Origin of the sequence: Candidatus Halobonum tyrrellensis G22, assembly GCF_000495475.1 — an archaeon.
GTDB lineage: Archaea > Halobacteriota > Halobacteria > Halobacteriales > Haloferacaceae > Halobonum > Halobonum tyrrellense.
On sequence record NZ_ASGZ01000002.1, the window covers coordinates 161,851 to 179,899 of the forward strand.

Genomic DNA, 18,049 nt, shown 5'->3' on the forward strand with positions numbered 1-18,049 from the left:
GGAGGTGAGGCGGGTCGTGACGGGGCGAGCGCGTTCTCGCATACGGAACGGACGAGCGGGTGGGAGGGACGGTCGGACGGTTCCTCGCGGGTACCACAGCCCCTGCTCCACAGCGCGAACTCGTCGACGGGTCGAACGCCTCGACGGAGAACGGCGCCGACGCCCAGCAGTCGTCGTGGAGCGACGACGCCAACCAGCACTCGACGCTCGACTCCATCCGAGCGTCGACGCGGGACGGCCGGTCGAGATCGCGGAAGGCGATCCAAAAATGACACCTCTCATTAAATAATCTAAAGTTGTTACGAGCGTTCGTAGAGGTGGGTCAGCCGACACGCTGGCTTCGGACTCGGTCGAGTACTACGGAGCCGAGCCGTGACTTTCGACGCGGTACGGTCGCTCGTGTTGCCGTTTTTATCCGAGCACACTACTGTATTTATTCCCCCGATCCGATTATTAGTTTACGATCGATCTGATCTGCGGCCAGTTAGGTTGGGAAAGATACTCCGAGTGACCGACAAACCCGGATCGTCCGATTCGAACGCTCGTCGGGACTCGCCGAGTTCGGACGGCCGCTCCCCTGTCGGCTTCCACGACGAGTATAAAAGAAATATATATTATATGTATGACAAACTATCGAAGTACAGTTACAAACGGGAGTACGCTCGTCCGTCAGTCGCGAGTCGGCTCGGCGACATCGATCGGTTATATCCCCCCGCCGCCCCGCCACTCCCGGGATGGCATCCGACTCGACTACCGTCCACCTGGTCGGCGACTCCACCGCGGCCGACAAGGCGGCGGACGAACGCCCCGAGACCGGTTGGGGGACGCCGTTCGCCGACCGGTTCGACGGCTCCGTGACGGTGGAGAACCACGCGCGCAACGGGCGGAGCACCCGAACCTTCATCGAGGAGGGGCGGTGGCAGCCCGTCGTCGACGCCCTGACGGCCGACGACTACGTGTTCGTCCAGTTCGGCCACAACGACGAGGTGCCCTCGAAGGAGCAGTACACGCCCGAGGCGGCGTTCCGGGCCAACCTCGAACGGTTCGTCGACGAGACGCGCGAGCGGGGGGCGAACCCGGTGTTGCTCACGCCCGTCGCGCGCCGCCGGTTCGACGAGTCCGGCGAGCCGACGGACACCCACCGCGAGTACGCCGACCTGACGCGGACCGTCGCGCGCGACCGGGACGTACCGCTGGTCGATGCGGACGAGCGGAGTCGGGCGCTCCTACGCGAACTCGGGCCGGAGGCGTCGAAGCGGCTCTACAACCACCTCCCGCCGGACGAACACCCCAACTACCCCGAGGGGGTGGCCGACGACACCCACTTCAGCGAGTACGGCGCCCGCCGAGTGGCCGACCTGGTCCTCGCCGGGGTCGAGGAGGTGGACCTCGAACTGGCCGCACGCGTCGCGCGCGACGACCCGTAGCCCGGCCCGGTTACGGCGACGGGGACGCACCGCGGCTCGCGGACCGGCGGCGCTCGGCGTCCTATCGGCCGGCGTCGCCGTCCCGTCTCAGTACAGCGGGTCGACGAACGACTGTTCGAGGATCGTCCCGTCGCCGCCGCAGACGATCTTGGGGACGGACGGGTCGCTCGTGACGAGCGTCCCTTGGAGGTTCTTCGAGGGACCGGTGTACGTCCCCGTCCAGCCGCCGATCTCGCGTTCGAACACCTCGCCCGACCCGCCGCCGATCAGGCCGCGGTCGTCGTCGCGCGCCAGCGAGTAGCGCGCGTTGCCGCCGAGTTTCTGCTCGGTCCAGACCGCCCCGTTGTAGCGGAACAGCCGGCCGGAGCCGCCCGAGACGGTGATGTCGTCCTCCGCGACGACGGCGACGTCGTACAGCGAGACGCCCGCGCCGTCGATGCCGAGCGTGCTCCACGTCGCGCCGCCGTCGGTCGAGCGGAACACGGTCGCGTTGTCGTCACAGACGTACACCCCCGAGTCGTGGGTCGTGACGCCGCGGATCGTCGACCCGTTGCCCGGCTTGACCGGGGCGGACCACGTCGGTCCGTCGGCGCCGTACCGTCCGACGAGCACCTCGCCGGAGCCGTTGACGAGGTACACCGACTCGTCGCCGGCCGCTCCGCCGACGGCGACGTCGGTCCACGTGCTCGTCTCGCCCGCGGGGGCGGTGTAGTCGGTCGAATCGCCGGCGGCCACGTCGTACAGGCCGAGTTCGCCCGACCCGCCGGCGGCCCAGAGGTGGTCGCCCTCGTCGGTGACTGCGGCGCCGTAGAGGTTGTTGCCCGCACCCGAGGGACCGTGCGCGTCGACGACGCCCCACCCGTCGTCCGTCCGCGCGACGACGCGGCCCGCCCCGCCGACGGCGTACGGTCCCGCCGCGGTCTCGGCGAGTGCGAACAGCGTGACCGACACGCCCGCGTCGACCGCCGACCACGACCGGTCGGCGAGACGCTCGACGGACACCTCGGTCCCGCTCACCGAGGTGACGAGGTCGGCCGCCGAGCCGTCGGTCACCGAGAACCCCCGTACTGCGCCGCCGTAGCGGAAGTCGTCGGCGTCGGCGGAGCCGCCGACGCTCCCAGTCACCTCGAACGCGTGCCCCGCACAGCCGCACGTCTCCTCGACCGACTCGGTGGCGTCCGCGTTCGGTCCCTTCCGGACCCTCGTGTCGTTGCCGAACGCGTAGTCGACGCGCGACTCCGACGTCGTCTCGACGGTGAGCGTGTCGGGGTACGCGTCGAACGACCCGCGCTCGTAGACGTAGCCCGCGTTCCCCGCGACCGTGTCGGGGTACGCCTCTCTCGCGTCGAGCGTGAGGTCGCGGAGCGTCTTGCTCGCGTCGAGACCGGCCGCCGTCCAGCCGTCGTCCGTCCGCCGGTAGACGACGCCGCCCTCGCCGCAGGCGACGACCACGCCGTCGGCACTGTCGACGCCGCGGACGGCCGCCCCGCCGGGCCGGGCCGCCGCCCACGACGAGCCGTCGTACTCGAAGACGTGGCCCGCCGACCCGACCGCGGTTACCCCTCCGTCCGCGCGGACCGTCACGTCGTACAGCGGCGAGCCGAACCCGTCGGGACCCACCTCGGTCCACGTCGACCCGCCGTCGCGCGTCCGGTAGACCGACCCGGTCGCGTCGGCGAACCAGCCGCGACTCGCGTCGACCATCTCCAGTGCGTGGATGGTGTTGCCGCCGTTCGGCGAGACGGCCGTCCCCCACTCCATCCCGCCGTCGCGCTTCCGGCCCGTGAGGAACACCCCGCCGCCCGTGACGAGTGCGACCCGTTCGTCGCCGGCCGGTCCCATCGCCGCGACGTCCCGGACCGTCGACCCGAGTCCGTTCGGCTTCGAGTGGTCGGTGAACTGCTCGTCGACCACGTCGTAGTGGCCGACCACGCCCGCCTCGCCGCAGAGCCACAGGTTCCGGCCGTCGGCGGTCGCGTCCGCGCCGTAGAAGCTCTTCGACTGGGCGGTGAGACCGGCGTCGAGGACTCGCTCGAACGTCGGCGGGTCGTCGCCCGCGCGCCGCGCGAGGACGTCGCCGTTCGCCGCGGCGGCGTACGCGCCCTCCGCCGTCGCCGCCACCGCGCGGACCGACTTCCCCGTCTCCGACGCCACCCGCTCGAACCCGGCCGCAGCGCGGGTCGTCCCCGCCGTCGCGAGTCCCGCCGCACCCGCGACGCCTGCGCCGAGCAGTTTGAGTGTGTTCCGCCGACTCACGCTCTGCCGTTCGGAGGGGTCTGACGACACGGACGGGAACCCGAACGGTGTTCGCATAAATTCGGTGGCCACTCGGGAGAAGGCAACGCTGTTCCGATAGAAAATACGGATACTGCGAGGCCGCCGTTCGGGTGGTCCCCGTCTCGAACCCGCAGACGTCGTCTTCGATACCGGTGGCCCGGTGGACTGTGAAACTCCCGGTGGCGGGAGCCGTCCGATAGCTGGTAGGGTCCCTCTCGAACGGCAGCGTCGGCGGTCCGGCCGGAGGGTTCGGCTCCGAGAACCGTGAACGGCCGCCGGGTCGGTCACCCGGGACGCGCGTCGCGTCTACCCGTCCATCTCGTCGAAGCGGTCCACGGCGGCGCTCGCGACCTCCATGTCCTGTGAGACCTCGCCGCCGCTGACGCCGACCGTCCCGACGATGTCGCCGTCGCGCTTCAGGGGGTACCCGCCGCCGAAGACGACGATCCGTCCCTCGTCGGTGGTCTGGAGTCCCCACAGCGACTCGCCGGGTTCGGTGGGTTCCGCGAGTTCGTGCGTGGCCGTCTGGAGTGCGGCCGCCGTGTACGCCTTGTTCCGCGATATCTCGACGCTCGCCAGCCACGCGTCGTCCATCCGGTGTTGGGCGATCAGGTTCCCCTCGGGGTTGGCCACGGTGATCACCATCCGGAGGTCCATCTCCTCCGCCTGCGCCTCGGCGGCGTCGATCAGTTCCTTCGCGTCGTCGAGCCTGAGTGCGTCTGCCATCCCCGACACCTACTCCCGTCGACCACTTATACCCGGCTGTCGACCGGATCGGGCGGCCGAATCGGTGGCCTCGGTCGGGCGGCCGAACCAGTGGTTCCGGTCGAGTGACGCCCGTCGGTCGCTCGACCGGGAGCGCCGAGGAGGGCCGTCGCCCGTGCTTGCGAGGCGCGGGTATCGGTCCGCAGAGCCGCCGGTCGGGACCGGGACGCCCTGCACCCGCCGGTTGTGCAGCTAAGACCGTGGCGCCCGAAGACGGGGTGTGAACGCATGCACGCGCTGTGGAACGCCCTACGGAACCCACCGCTACGAGGAACAGGGTCGGCAGGTCTACTACTGCGTGCACTGTAAGCCGGACCGCGCAGAGCGGGTCGACGAGACGTGGCCGACCGTTCGCGGGAGCTACTGAGCCGGGGCGTCCGCACCCGCGTGAGGCCGACTCCCCGCTCGCCCGAGCGTCGTCGGGACCCGACTCGGGGGTCACTCGCCCGTGTCGACTAAGAGCACGCCCGCGGCCAAGAGGACCCCGCCGACCGCGAACTCCGGTCCGATACGCTCGCCGAGCAACAGCACGCCGAGCGAGATGCCGACGACGGGTTGTGCGAAGAAGAACACCGCGACCGCGCTCGCGTCCGCGTACTCCATCCCCTTGTACCAGCAGTACCACGCGGTGGCGGTGCTCAACAGCCCCAGGTAGAGGACGGCGCCGACGACGGGGGCGGTCGTCGGGACGGACTCGAACGCGGCGGGCGAGAGGGCGAACTCGACCGGGACCAGCGCCCCGAACAGCGGGACCGACAGCACCGTCGCGTACGTGGCGGTTTCGAGCGCCGAGTAGCGCCGGATCAGCGGCTTCCCGAAGACGGTGAACCCGCCGAAGCAGAACGCCGACGCCAGCAGGAGCGCGGCGCCGACGACGCTCCCGCCGGTCACCGCCGTCACGTCGTACTGGCCGGCGAGTATCACCAGCGTCCCGGCGCACGCGAGGGCGGTCCCGCCGACCTTCCGCCGCGTGAGCGACTCGTCGAGCACCGTCACCCCCAGTCCGATCACGAATATCGGCGTCACGACGGTGAGTAGCGACCCCTGACTCGCGTTCGTGAGGTCGGTGCCGACGAACTGGGTCGTGAGCGCCGCGGTCAACCAGACCGCGAGCGCCCCGAACTGCCGCCACTCCCGTCGCGAGAACGACCGGGCCGGCGCGGTCGCCCGCACCGCGGGGTAGAGGACGGCCGCGCCGACGACGATCCGTGCGAACGCGAGCGTGAGCGGGGGCACCTGTTCGAACCCCCACTTGCTCACGACGTACATCCCTCCCCAGATCACCGCCGCGAGCAGCGGCGTGGCCGCCAGGACTCGCTCGCGGTTCATCCGCCGCTCACCCGCTCACCCTCATCGGTTCGTCCTACGGCCACTGACCCGCCTACGCGTTTCGGTATCCGCCGCTCCCGCTCCGGCGGTCACCCGCCGGCGCGCACCCGACCGCAACAGGGCGTCTCGTTCGCTCGAACACCGTCTCGCGTGTTCGCGACACTCACGCTCGTACTCGGAAACGTACTCGGAACCGTGCCGGTCACGGCGGAAGGAGGGGGGGATTCCGTCGGCGACGCGGCGCCGGCCTACGGGTCGTCAAGGATCTCCAGCGTCTTCGGGTCCGGTTCGCCGCCGTAGTACCGCTGTAGGGCCGCCCGGAACGGGGTCGGGTCGTCCGCGACGGCGTCGAACAGCGTCATCGACGAGCGGAACTTCAGGTCGTCCGGCGAGCCGAACACGTCGTTCGCGGAGCGCCCCTCGACGGCGGTCGCGAGCCTCGTACACCGCCGCAGCCGCGGTCCGAGTATCGGGTGCGCCAGGTAGGCTTCCGCCTCCGCCCGCGAGCCGATCGCGTAGCGTCGGGCCGTCCGACTCCGACCGAGCCCCTCCATCTGCGGGAAGACGTACCACATCCAGTGCGTGCGCTTGCGGCCCGACCGGAGTTCCTCCTTCACTTCCGCTATCACCGGGTCTTGCGCCTCGACGAACCGTTCCAGGTCGTGGGGGTCCGAGCGCGTCATCGGTTCTCGGTTCCGTTCCTACGCGGACCGACGAGGAAAGTGGATCGGCGGAACGGCTCCCGTCGGCGAGTGCTCGCACACTACCGTCCTCCGGTGTTCCCCCGGGTGTCCTCGCCCCCGTGCTACCGGCGGCCGCCGGTCCACCAGCCGTACTACTTGTGTCCGGCGCTGGCTTCGTGGTACGACCACACCGTCTCCATCGCCCGCACGAACCCGTCGAGGTCGATCGACGTCGTCTCCCACTCGCGCTCGCACGCGCGTTCGAGTCGTCGTGCGCGCTCCCGGCCGATCGTCCGCTCGACGCTCGCTTCGCGGATCCGCTCGGCGAACAGCGGGCGATAGCTCGGGTCGTCCCGCGCCCGAAACACGTCCGACGACGAGACGACGCCGTCGTCGACGGCTCGAACGACGACGCCGTTCGCCAGGTCGCCCTCCGAGAGTTCCCGCTCCCACGTCGTCAGCCAGTTGCCGATCCGGCCGAGCGGTTCGACCAACTCGATCGCCTCCCGGAGTTCCGGCTCGTCGTTCGGGTCGACCCCGGGCGAACAGATCAGGTCGACCGTCGCGAGCGCGTCCATGCACATGGTCGACGACTGCGCGCGCAGACACTCGTCGTAGTCGGCCGACTCCGGGTCGTCGGCGACGGCGACCGAGTGTCGCTGCGCCTCGGCGCTGCCGGCGAGCGCCTCGTGGAGGGTCGCGCGGTAGTACTCGAAGTTGGGCGCGTCCGCGAGACGGTCGACGAGCGCCGCCCACGCGTCGGCGGCCACCCGGACCGCGGGTTCGTCCGCCGGGCTGCCCGGTTCGGGCGGTCCCTCCCGCGGGACCCGTGCGGCTGCCTCGAAGGCGGTGTAGTCGGACCGCCGGTCCGAGAGGTCGTTGAGCGCGGTGACGTAGACGCTGACGAGCAGGCGTCCCTCGTCGGCCACGTCCTCGTACCGACCGGGCACCGAGTCGAGTCGGAACTCCGGCAGGACCGCGTCGAGCCACCCCCACATGTAGCGGTCGCGACAGGCGAACGCCGACCGGTAGTCCTCGACGAGTCGTTCGACGACCGGCGGCAGACTGCGAGCGCGCAGGTCGTCGGGTGCTGGTGCCGTCGTCCCCCCGCGACGGTGTGATGACATCTCGGTCGTGAGTTCGATTGGTGACGTATAACCTGTCCGGCCGGTATGCGGAACGTGATAATCGGGACGTGGTATGCACGGCGTCGGCTGGCGGGGACAGGCCGGTTCGCACCCCCGGTCGGGGGGTCAGGAGGGGACGAGGGGGGTCCGGCGCGCGCGTGGGTCAGGTCCGTCGAACCCGTCTCCCGGTCGCGCCCGACGGACCGGTGCGCGTTCTGGCCGCCCGTTCGACCGCCTCTCCCCCAACGCTCAGACGCTCCCCGAGACGAACCGGAGGCCGACGATCCCGACGACGATGAGGAGGATGAACACCAGTCGGGCGCCCGTCGCGGGTTCGTCGAACAGCACGACCCCGAGCGCGGCCGTGCCGACCGCGCCGATACCCGTCCAGACCGCGTACGCCGTCCCGATCGGCAGGTCGCGGACGGCGCGCCCGAGCAGTAGCATGCTCACGGCGAGCGCGACGACCGTCGCCGCCGACGGGAGCGGCTTCGAGAACCCGTCGGAGTACTCCAGCCCGACCGCCCACGCTATCTCGAAGAGCCCGGCGACGAAGAGGACCAGCCACGACATCTCCTCGTCGTTCCCGGTCTCGCAAGCTATAAGTTGGGATCCCCGTCCGCCTCCCGCCGGCGCTCGCGGCGATACCGTCGAGCGCCGGTCGGGTTCGCCGGACCGGACGCGGCCGACTGCCGACCCGCCGCGGCCGCGGGGCCGCGGGGCCGCCCGACCCGAGTAGCTAAACCCTCGCCCCCGGTAGCGGCCCGCGTGCGATACGACGACCGCGCGACGCTGCACAACGTCGCCGAGACGGTCGAGACCGACGAGGGACTCGCGCTCGCGCGCGTCCCACGGGCCGTCCGCGCGGACCTCAACGAGCAGGCGCGGGACAACTACCGCCGGCCCTCCGGCGTGGAGATACGGCTCGTCGCCGAGGGCGACGCGCGCGTCACCCTCTCGTGTCCCGACGGGGAGTGCGAGGTGACGCCGTTCTGGGGACCGTTCCAGACGGGGCCGGACGAACGGGTCACGGTCGGCGCGGAGCCGACGACCGTCGAGGTGTCGTTTCCCGACCGCCTCGCCGACCTCGAATCCGACGCGGTCGACGAGGCCTCCGTCTCCCCGCGGGTGTGTCGACTCGTCCTGCGGGGGAACCCGACGCTCCTCCGCGGCATCGAGGGGGAGACCCGCCCGCCCCGGGCCGCGGAACTCCCCGACCGGACGTACCTCGCGTACGGCACCTCCATCACGCAGGGTGCGGTGGCGACCGACCACCCCTCGACGTACGTCGCCGAGACCGCCCGGCGGGTGAACGCCGACCTGCTCAACCTCGGGACGGGCGGGTCGGCGTTCTGCGAACCCGCAATCGCCGACTACATCGCCGGCCGCGACGACTGGGACGTCGCGACGCTCGCCGTCTCCGTCAACATGCTCGCGGAGGGGTTCACGGCCGCGGAGTTCCGCGAGCGGGCGGTGTACCTGCTGGAGACGGTCGCGGGGGAGAACCCCGACCGGCCCGTGCTCGCGGTCACGCTCTTCCCCGTCTACCCCGACGTCTGTTCGGGCTACGACGACGAGTGGGAGGCGACCCCCGACGAGTACCGGACGGCGCTCCGGGAGGTGGTCGCCGACTCGCCGCACGCGAACGTCCACCTCGCGGAGGGCGAGGAACTCCTCGACGACGTCGCGGGTCTCTCGCCCGACCTGGTCCACCCCACCGACCGCGGGATGGGCGTGGTCGCCGGGAACCTCGCGCCCAGACTCGCGGCCCTCCTCGAGTGAGCGTGGGGTGTGGGGGCCGCCGGAGCGAGGGGTGGACGACCTACCGCCCGAGGTCGTACAGCCGGCGGAAGACGGTGGGCGGGAAGCGGAACTCGATCCGGCTCGGGGGGCGCCCCCGCCCGGTCTCGCCCTCCGAGCGGACGCGCTCGACGACCCCGGTCTCGGCCATCTCGTAGAGGTACCGTTTCACCGTACCCGCCGAGAGGTCGACCGCCGGGGAGGCGCTGATGGCGTCCGTCGTCTCGGTGACCGACGTGCGCTCGCTCGCGTCGAGGTCGACGAGTTCGCGCAAGACGAGTTGCTCGTTCGGCGGCAGCGCCAGAACCCGGCCCAGCGAGACCGACGGCCGGGGGACCTCGTCTATCGCCGCGGCGACGTCCCGGTCGGCCAGCCGGGTCCGTCCGTCCCGCTCGGCCCGGTCGGCGGCGGCGAACAGCGCCGCCAGCGCGTCGTGGGCGTCCCCGTCGGCCCAGTCGGCGACCCGGCGGGCCAGGTCGTGTCCGAGCGCCTGCGGCGCCAGTCCGGTCGAGGCGCGCGCCATCACCACGTCCACGAGCGTCTGGCGCGGGTAGCGGCCGACCCGAACCGACGTCGCCGTGTACGCCGCCAACTCCGCCGGCTCGGGGTCCTCGCGTCCGACGGCGAGCCAGCTCACGTTGCTCGGGAGGCCCGCGAACCGGTCTCGGAGTTCGCCCGGGTCGACGCCCTCGGCCGTGTCGACGTGGTCGACGGCGATCACGACGCCGGTCCGCGACCCACCGAGGCGGGCGTGGAGGCGGCGCCGGACCTCGTCGGTGCTGATGCCGTGTTCCGGAACCGACTCCTCGGTGAGCGCGCCGAGTACGCCCCGGTAGAAGGCGAACTCGCTGGTCGTCGTCCGGAGGTCGAGGTACGCGAACGCCGGCGAGGGCGGCGACGTGGCCCGCGTGCTCGTCTGGATGACCGACCGGGTCTCCGTCGGGAGCCGTCGGAGGTGCGCGAACAGGGCGGTGACGACCGCCGACTTGCCGGACCCGGCGGGACCGTGGACGTACGCGTTCGGCGGCAGGTTGCCGTCGAACACCGGGTCGAGGTGGTCCAGCAGCCGCTCGAACGTCGGTCCCCTGCCGGTCGGCTCCTCGACGTGTGCGACCGGCGAGAGCGACTCGTAGTTCCGGACGAGCCGGCGGTCGCCGTTCCGCCGCTGTCGTCGTCGGATCCGCGCGTCAAGGTCCACTGTCGGTCTCCACGTCCGGCGGCGGCGGCCCCGCCCCGGCGACGCAGACGCGTCCCGCGCGGCGGTCGGCACCGGCCGACGGGCGCGGTCCCCGGTCGCCGGCGCGACGGGTCGAAAGCGAAGACGGAAGCATGGCGCGTCAGATCCCGAGGTATCCCGCGTTCGGGATGACGCCGGCGAGGTAGAGCACGCCGACGAGGAACATCACGACGGCGATCGCCATCGCGGGCGGGTCGACGTGGGTGCCGGAGTGCGAGTAGAACACGCGCTGGGTCACCTCGCCGATGACGCCCGTGAGCGCGCCGACGCCGCCCGCGACCAACAGCGTGACGAGGGGGCTGCCGACGGCGGCGGCGGCGACCACCGCGCCCGCCGAGCCCATGAGCGTGATGTGGTGGGTGACGGGGATCTTCTCGACGCCGAGGTTCAAGAACAGCAGGCTCATCGCCGAGATGGCGTACCCCATGAAGATGCTCCCCGTCTCCAGCCAGATGTAGCCGCCGAGTATCCCGCCGACGAGACCGATCGCGGTGACGCCCGCCCACTCGTACTGGTGGGGGAGCCACGGCTCGGTCGCGGGCCTGACGCGCTCGACCCCGCCGTCCGTCTCGACGCGCTCCTCGCCGCGTTCGAACGGCGACATGTCGAGCAGCCCGTCACCGGCGGGGCTGCCGATCAGCGGGTAGTCGAAGACGACGCGCGCGAGGACCGCGGTCAGGAACACCGACAGCGCGATCCCGTCGGTGGGAACGCCGAGCGCCGACGAGACCTGGCTGATCAGCATGCCGAGCGCGCCGAAGGCGGCGCCCACCGCGAGGATGTCGGGTTTCGTCCCGAACGCGTACGCGATGTCCTTCCCGAAGTGGTACCCCTCCTTGGGACCCATCTCGGGGTACTTCTTGCCCGCGTACGCGCTCGCGGCGACGCCGCCCGCGAACGCGATGTGGGGGCCGGTGACCGCGCCGAACCCGATGACGCCGGTCACGTTCACCGCGAGCGCATCCGCCGGAACCCCGTCGACCCCGGCGACCGCCCGCTGGAGGATGTCGATCCCCTCGCCGAGGAACACGAGGAACCCGGTGAACACGAACGCCGGCAGCGCGCCCAGCGCGGCGCCGAGTGCGCCGCCGGCGAGGGCGGTGATGAACAGCACCGCGAACGCCTCGAAACCCATGTCCAACAGCGGGACCTGGGCGACGAGTCCGTACATCGGTTACTCCTCGGTCGCCCAGTCGAGCGACCGTTCGACGGCGTCGTCCCACCGGCCGTACATCCGGTCGGCCTCGGCGTCGGACATCTCGGGGTCGAACTCGCGGTCGATCTGCCAGTTGTCGCGGAGTTCGTCGATGGTGTCCCAGTAGCCCACCGCGAGCCCCGCCGCGTACGCGGAGCCGAGCGCGGTCGTCTCGTCGACCTCGGGGCGGGCGATCTCGGTCTGGAGGATGTCGGCCTGTAGCTGACAGAGGAAGTCGTTCTTGACGGCGCCGCCGTCGACGCGGAGCGTCGTCGTCTCCGCGCCCGAGTCCGCCTCCATCGCCTCGGCGATGTCGCGCGTCTGGTAGGCGATCGACTCCAGCGTCGCCCGGACGATGTGTTCCTTGCGGGTGCCGCGGGTCATCCCGACGATGGTCCCGCGCGCGCGGCCGTCCCAGTGGGGCGCCCCGAGTCCGGTGAACGCGGGCACCATGTAGACGCCGTCGGTCGAGTCGACCGACCGCGCGAGTTCCGCCGTCTGGGCCGCGTTGGTGATCAGGTCGACGTCTTCGAGCCACTCGATGGCGGCGCCGGTGACGAAGATCGACCCCTCCAGTGCGTACTGGACGGGTTCGCCCGACATCTGGAAGCCGACCGTCGTGAGCAGTCCGTGGTCGGACTCGACGGCCTCCTCGCCGGTGTTCATCAGGTAGAACGACCCCGTGCCGTACGTGTTCTTCGCGTCGCCCTCGTCGAAGCAGGTCTGACCGAACAGCGCGGCCTGCTGGTCGCCGAGCGCGCCCGCGACGGGTACCTCGGCGCCGAGGAACCCGTCGGGGTCGGTGTGGCCGTAGAACTCCTCGTCCGAGGAGGGGCGGACCTCGGGGAGCATCGCCTCGGGGACGTCGAACTCCTCGAGCAGTTCGTCGTCCCACGCCATCTCGTGGATGTCGTACAGCATCGTCCGCGAGGCGTTGGTGACGTCGGTGACGTGGTTACCCGTCAGGTTGTAGATCAGCCACGAGTCGACCGTCCCCACCAGGAGTTCGCCGTCGCGGGCGCGGTCGCGGAGGTCGCTCGCCCGACTGCCCGCGAGTTTGAGCGGTTCGGCGTTGTCGAGGAGCCACTCGGCTTTCGTCGCCGCGAAGTACGCGTCGGGCTGGAGTCCGGTCTTCGCGCGGATCGCGTCGGCCTTGCCCGCCTCCTCCAGTTCCTCGACCCGGTCGGTGGTCCGGCGGTCCTGCCAGACCAGCGCGTTGTGGACCGGCCGCCCCGACTCGGCGTCCCAGATCAGGGTGGTCTCCCGCTGGTTGGTGATCCCGATCGCCTCCAGTTGGCTGGCGTCGATCCCGCCCGAATCGAGGGCGTCAGTCACGACCTGCTCTGTGTTCTCCCAGATCTCCGTCGGGTCGTGCTCGACCCAGCCGGGTTTCGGGTAGATCTGTTCGTGTCGCTCGTACGAGTTGGCGACGACGTGCCCGCCGTGGTCGAACACCATGAAGCGGGTTCCCGTCGTCCCCTGGTCGATCGCGCCGACGTATGTGTCTGCCATTGGCTGTTTCCTTCGGCGGAACCGGGCACCGCCGGTGCCGCCGTTCTCGAAGAGAACAGTCGCATCAATCATAAACGTTACTAACGATCCGGATCCGGCGATAAAGATATCCAGTTCGTCGCGTGGCGACGCGCCCGCGCGTCGTCCGCGGCGGCTCGGTCGGAGTCTCCGGTCGCGAACCGGGCAGTTCGGGACCGCGCGCGTGCCGCATCTCCCACGCTCGAACGTTATTTTTACCCCCGCGATCGGCTCACCGGTAAACAGAAGTGGGCGGCTCCCGAATCGGGTGTCGTAATGGCGTCGGCACCACACGTTGTGATCATCGGCGGGGGGTCGACCGGGGCGGGTATCGCCCGCGACCTCTCGATGCGGGGGCTGGACGTGACCCTCCTCGAACAGGGGAACCTGACCCACGGGACGACGGGTCGGATGCACGGGCTGCTCCACAGTGGCGGCCGGTACGCCGTCTCGGACCAGAAGAGCGCGGCCGAGTGCATCGAGGAGAACCGCGTCCTGCGGCGGATCGCGAGCCACTGCGTCGAGATGACCGGCGGGCTGTTCGTCAAACGGCCCGAGGACTCCGAGGAGTACTTCGAGGAGAAACTCCGCGGCTGTGAGGCCTGCGGTATCCCCGCGGAGGTCGTCTCCGGGTCGGAGGCGCGCGCGATGGAACCCCACCTCGCCGAGGACATCGACAAGGCCATCTCCGTCCCCGACGGCGCCGTCGACCCGTTCCGACTGGTGGTCGCCAACGCCGCGAGCGCGAGCGAACACGGCGCGCGCATCGAGACCCACTCGACGGTCACCGACCTCCTCGTCGACGGCGACGAGGTGGTCGGCGTCGAAGTCGACCACGCCTCCGGCGCCGGCAGACACGTCCACGGCGTCGAGGGCGGCACCGAGGAGATCCGCGCCGACTACGTCGTCAACGCGACCGGCGCGTGGGCCGGCCGCATCGGCGAGATGGCGGGCGTCGACGTCGAGGTGCGCCCCTCGAAGGGCGTCATGACGATCATGAACACCCGGCAGGTCGACACGGTGATCAACCGCTGTCGGCCCAAGGGCGACGCCGACATCGTCGTCCCCCACGAGACCACCGCCATCCTGGGGACGACCGACGAGGAGGTCGAGGACCCCGAGGACTACCCCGAGGAGGAGTGGGAGGTCGACCTGGTGATCGACACCCTCTCGGAACTGGTGCCGATGCTCGCGGACGCGCGGACGATCCGCTCCTTCTGGGGCGTCCGCCCGCTGTACGAACCGCCCGACGTCGGCAGCACCGACCCGACCGACATCACGCGCGACTACTTCCTCCTCGACCACGAGGAGCGCGACGACCTGCGGGGGATGACGAGCATCGTCGGCGGGAAGTTCACCACCTACCGGATGATGGGCGAGGAGATCAGCGACCACGTCTGCGACCAGTTCGGGGTCGACGCCGACTGCCGCACCGCCGAGGTGCCGCTCCCGGGCAGCGAGGACTTCTCGGTGCTGCGCGACTACATGGACGAGTTCGGTCTCCGCTCGCCGGTCGGCCGGCGCAGCGTCGAACGACTCGGCTCGCGCGCCGACGAGGTGCTGAAGACGACCGACCCGAACCCGGTCGTCTGCACCTGCGAGGGCGTCACCCGCGCGGAGGTGCAAGACGCCATCGAGGGGTCGGGGTCGAACCTCAACGCGGTCCGCATCCGCACGCGCGCGTCGATGGGCAACTGCCAGGGCGGGTTCTGCTGTCACCGGCTGGCGAGCGAACTCCACGGCGAGTACGACGAGGCGACGACCCGCGCGGCGTGGAACGAACTGCTCGAGGAGCGCTGGAAGGGTCAGCGACACGCCCTGTGGGGCGAACAGCTCTCACAGGCCATGCTGAACTACGCGCTCCACGCCACCACGCAGAACCGCGACCACGACCCGGCCGAACGCGACGGTCCCCCGGTCGACTTCGGCGCGTTCGACGACGGTGCGACCCCGACGGACGACCCGCCGACCCGGGACGCCGTCGCCGACGGGGGCCGGGATGGCGATTGAGTCCGAGGTGCTGGTCGTCGGCGGCGGCCTCGCCGGTCTCACGGCCACGCTCGCGGCCGCGCGCGCCGGCGCGGACGCGCGCCTGCTGTCGTACAAACAGAGCACGCTCCGGAACGCCTCGGGGCTCGTGGACATCCTCGGCTACACCCCCGAGGGCGACGGACCGCTCGTCGACCCGTACGACGCCATCGCCGACCTCCCCGACGAACACCCCTACCGCACCGTCGGCGTCCCGACGGTCCGGGAGGCGATGGCACTGTTCGACGACGCCGTCCCGTGGTACCGGGGCGGCCACACCGACCGGAACGCGCTGTTGCCGACTCACGGCGGCAGCGTGAAGCCGACCGCGCGCTACCCCGAGGGGGCGAGCGCCGGCCTCGCGAGCGACGACCGCGACGTCCTGTTGGTCGGGTTCGAGTCGCTGGTCGACTTCGACGCCCCCCAGGCGGCCGCACACCTCCGGGCGGCTGGCGTCCCGTTCGACGCCCGCGGGGTCACGATCCGGTTCCCGGGCGACCTCCGGGCGGACGCGACGGTGACCCGGTACGCGAAACTGCTCGACACGGACGGCGAGGTGACCGTCCGCGGGCAAGCGCGTCCGGTCCGCGACGCGCTCGCCGAGCGGGTGAACACCCAGCTCCACGGGGAGGAGCGCGTCGGTTTCCCCGCGGTCCTCGGCGACGACGACGCGCCGGGCATCCGCGCCGCGCTGGGCGACCGGCTGGGCGCCGAGGTGTTCGAGGTGCCGATGGGACCGCCGTCGCTGCCGGGACTCAGACTCGAAGACCGGCTGTTCGCGGCGTTAGACGCCGCCGGCGCGAGCATCGAGACGGGCAACCCGGTCGTGGACTACGACGGCGACGGCCGGGTCGAACGGGTGTACGTCGAGCGGAACGGCGCGCGGATCCCCAACGCCGCCGACCAGTACGTGCTCGCGACCGGCGGGCTGGTGGGGAAGGGGGTCGAGTCCGACCGCGAGGGCGTCTCCGAACCCGTGTTCGGCTGTCACGTTCCCCACCCCGACGACCGCTACGACTGGTTCGAGACGGACGCGTTCGGCGACCACCCGTTCGCCCGGTTCGGCGTGTCGACCGACGACGACCTCCGGCCCACGAGGGCCGACGGAGGGACGGAGTTCGACAACCTGCGGGCCGCAGGCTCGGTGCTCGGCGGCTACGATTTCGCGGCGGAGAAGTCCGGAAGCGGTGTCTCGATAGCGACCGGCTACGCGGCCGGCCGCGCGGCAGCCGAGGAGGTACGATGAGCGACACACACTCACCTAACGACTTCGACCCGGCAGAACCGAACACGAGCGAGGAGTACGACCCCGTCGACGTGGCCGCCGACTCGGCCGACGCGGACCTGCGGCCGGGCGCGGACTCCTGTTACAAGTGCTCGACGTGTGACACCACCTGTCCCGTCGCGGAGGTGGACGACGACTTCCCCGGCCCGAAGTTCCAGGGGCCCGAGCAGTGGCGGCTCAAACGCCGGGAGGACGAGCAGACGATAGACGACTCGGTGATGAGCTGTTCGAACTGCATGCGGTGTGACGGCGCCTGTCCGTCGGGCGTGCCGCTCTCGGAGATGCACAACACCGCCCGCGGGGAGTACGTCGACGAGCAGATGTCGAAGACGTCGGTCGAGTACTGGCGCAACCGCATCCTCGCCAACTACCGGACGTCGGCGTGGCTCGCGAGCAAGGTGCCGCGGCTCGCCAGTTTCGCGATGAACTTCGGTCCCGCGCGGTGGGCGATGGAGAAGACGCTGGGCGTCACCAGCGAGCGCGACTTCCCGGAGTTCGCGACCGAGACGTTCCGCGAGTGGTGGGAACGCCGGGGGGCGGCCGCGGAGTCGAGGCGGCGCGCACGGGAGGCCCGTTCGCGTCTCGACGAACCTGTCGACGGCGACAAGAAGGTGGCGTACTTCCACGGCTGCTACTCGAACTACAACACGCCCGAGGTGGGCAAGGCGATGGTCCGGGTGTACGAACACTTCGGCTACGAGGTGGTCGTCCCCGAACAGCGGTGTTCGGGCACGCCGATGTTCGCCAACGGGATGGTCGACGACGCCCGGCGGCACGCGGAGGTGAACGTCTCGTCGATGGCGGACCTGGTCGACCGGGGGTACGACGCCATCGCGTCGTGTACGTCGTGTTCGATGGCGCTCCGACAGGAGTACCCCGAACTGTTCGACATCGAGGGGATCGACGACGTGGCGGCGCGCACCTTCGAGTCGGTGGAGTACCTCCGGATCCACGAGGACCTCCGGGGGGAACTCGCGGCGGCGGACATCGAGGGCGACCTCGCGGAGGAGTTCGCGTACCACGCGCCGTGTCACGCGCGCAATCAGGGGTTGGAGCGGCAGGCGGTCGAACTGTTCGGCGAACTCGACGAGGTGACCGTCACCGACGTGGGCGACTCCTGTTCTGGCATCTCGGGGACGTACGGCTGGAAGGCCGAGAAGTACGACACGTCGATGGAGATCGGCGACGAGATGTTCGACCACATGGAAGCCACCGAGGGGGAGACGGGGATGACCGAGTGTCCGACCTGCGCGATGCAGATGGAACACGGCACCGGCTACGAGATCCGCCACCCGCTGGAGTTGCTGGAAGCGGCGCTGGTGGCCTGACTCACCGCGGGAACGGGGACGCAGCCCGACGCGACGTG

At 70.8% G+C, this 18,049-nt stretch carries 16 protein-coding genes; 7 read left to right on the forward strand and 9 right to left on the reverse strand.

What is annotated here, in order from left to right; all coding sequences use genetic code 11:
* Positions 1–59 precede the first annotated feature (59 nt).
* Complete coding sequence (locus tag K933_RS00835; RefSeq protein ID WP_023392771.1) at positions 60–272, forward strand: hypothetical protein; 213 nt, start codon at positions 60–62, stop codon at positions 270–272.
* A 462-nt stretch (positions 273–734) separates the two neighbouring features.
* On the forward strand, positions 735–1,427 hold the full coding sequence (locus K933_RS00840; protein WP_023392772.1) for a rhamnogalacturonan acetylesterase: 693 nt from the start codon (positions 735–737) through the stop codon (positions 1,425–1,427).
* Positions 1,428–1,514: 87 nt separating this feature from the next.
* On the opposite strand, the gene K933_RS00845 is transcribed toward K933_RS00840, so the two are convergent.
* A complete protein-coding gene (locus K933_RS00845) occupies positions 1,515–3,713 on the reverse strand; it encodes a WD40/YVTN/BNR-like repeat-containing protein (protein ID WP_049947419.1) in 2,199 nt (732 codons plus the stop codon).
* 297 nt (positions 3,714–4,010) lie between these two features.
* On the reverse strand, positions 4,011–4,430 hold the full coding sequence (locus K933_RS00850; RefSeq protein ID WP_023392774.1) for a GlcG/HbpS family heme-binding protein: 420 nt from the start codon (positions 4,428–4,430) through the stop codon (positions 4,011–4,013).
* A 259-nt stretch (positions 4,431–4,689) separates the two neighbouring features.
* Here K933_RS00850 and K933_RS18200 point away from each other — a divergent pair, with 259 nt between their 5' ends.
* On the forward strand, positions 4,690–4,836 hold the full coding sequence (locus tag K933_RS18200; protein ID WP_161631393.1) for a hypothetical protein: 147 nt from the start codon (positions 4,690–4,692) through the stop codon (positions 4,834–4,836).
* A 71-nt stretch (positions 4,837–4,907) separates the two neighbouring features.
* Here the strand turns inward: K933_RS18200 and K933_RS00855 are convergent, their stop codons facing one another.
* From K933_RS00855 to sugE, 4 genes are all read right to left on the reverse strand, one after another.
* Positions 4,908–5,798 carry a DMT family transporter gene (locus K933_RS00855; protein WP_023392775.1) on the reverse strand — a complete coding sequence of 297 codons (891 nt, stop codon included), beginning with the start codon at positions 5,796–5,798 and terminating at the stop codon, positions 4,908–4,910.
* A 248-nt stretch (positions 5,799–6,046) separates the two neighbouring features.
* Positions 6,047–6,481, reverse strand: coding sequence for a DUF1810 domain-containing protein (locus K933_RS00860; protein ID WP_023392776.1), 435 nt, complete (start codon positions 6,479–6,481; stop codon positions 6,047–6,049).
* A gap of 152 nt (positions 6,482–6,633) precedes the next feature.
* Positions 6,634–7,608 carry a hypothetical protein gene (locus K933_RS00865; RefSeq protein WP_023392777.1) on the reverse strand — a complete coding sequence of 325 codons (975 nt, stop codon included), beginning with the start codon at positions 7,606–7,608 and terminating at the stop codon, positions 6,634–6,636.
* A 249-nt stretch (positions 7,609–7,857) separates the two neighbouring features.
* Positions 7,858–8,181, reverse strand: a complete 324-nt coding sequence (gene sugE / locus K933_RS00870; protein WP_023392778.1) for a quaternary ammonium compound efflux SMR transporter SugE — start codon at positions 8,179–8,181, stop codon at positions 7,858–7,860.
* A gap of 195 nt (positions 8,182–8,376) precedes the next feature.
* Here sugE and K933_RS00875 point away from each other — a divergent pair, with 195 nt between their 5' ends.
* Positions 8,377–9,390 carry an SGNH/GDSL hydrolase family protein gene (locus K933_RS00875; protein ID WP_023392779.1) on the forward strand — a complete coding sequence of 338 codons (1,014 nt, stop codon included), beginning with the start codon at positions 8,377–8,379 and terminating at the stop codon, positions 9,388–9,390.
* 40 nt (positions 9,391–9,430) lie between these two features.
* Here the strand turns inward: K933_RS00875 and K933_RS00880 are convergent, their stop codons facing one another.
* The 3 genes from K933_RS00880 to glpK form a co-directional block, all read right to left on the reverse strand.
* On the reverse strand, positions 9,431–10,606 hold the full coding sequence (locus K933_RS00880; RefSeq protein ID WP_023392780.1) for a Cdc6/Cdc18 family protein: 1,176 nt from the start codon (positions 10,604–10,606) through the stop codon (positions 9,431–9,433).
* Between the two features lie 139 nt (positions 10,607–10,745).
* Positions 10,746–11,816 (reverse strand): hypothetical protein, encoded by a 1,071-nt coding sequence (locus tag K933_RS00885; RefSeq protein WP_023392781.1) that lies wholly within the window; start codon positions 11,814–11,816, stop codon positions 10,746–10,748.
* A 3-nt stretch (positions 11,817–11,819) separates the two neighbouring features.
* A complete protein-coding gene (glpK, locus tag K933_RS00890) occupies positions 11,820–13,352 on the reverse strand; it encodes a glycerol kinase GlpK (protein ID WP_023392782.1) in 1,533 nt (510 codons plus the stop codon).
* A gap of 294 nt (positions 13,353–13,646) precedes the next feature.
* Here glpK and glpA point away from each other — a divergent pair, with 294 nt between their 5' ends.
* The 3 genes from glpA to K933_RS00905 are packed head-to-tail and all read left to right on the forward strand — an operon-like array spanning position 13,647 to position 18,011.
* On the forward strand, positions 13,647–15,380 hold the full coding sequence (gene glpA, locus K933_RS00895; protein WP_049947420.1) for an anaerobic glycerol-3-phosphate dehydrogenase subunit GlpA: 1,734 nt from the start codon (positions 13,647–13,649) through the stop codon (positions 15,378–15,380).
* Positions 15,370–16,644, forward strand: coding sequence for a glycerol-3-phosphate dehydrogenase subunit GlpB (gene glpB, locus K933_RS00900; protein ID WP_023392784.1), 1,275 nt, complete (start codon positions 15,370–15,372; stop codon positions 16,642–16,644). The genes glpA and glpB overlap by 11 nt, the downstream gene beginning before the upstream one ends.
* Positions 16,641–18,011: an anaerobic glycerol-3-phosphate dehydrogenase subunit C gene (locus K933_RS00905; RefSeq protein ID WP_023392785.1), complete on the forward strand. Its 1,371-nt coding sequence runs from the start codon at positions 16,641–16,643 to the stop codon at positions 18,009–18,011. Before glpB ends, K933_RS00905 begins: the two co-directional genes overlap by 4 nt.
* Positions 18,012–18,049 lie beyond the last annotated feature (38 nt).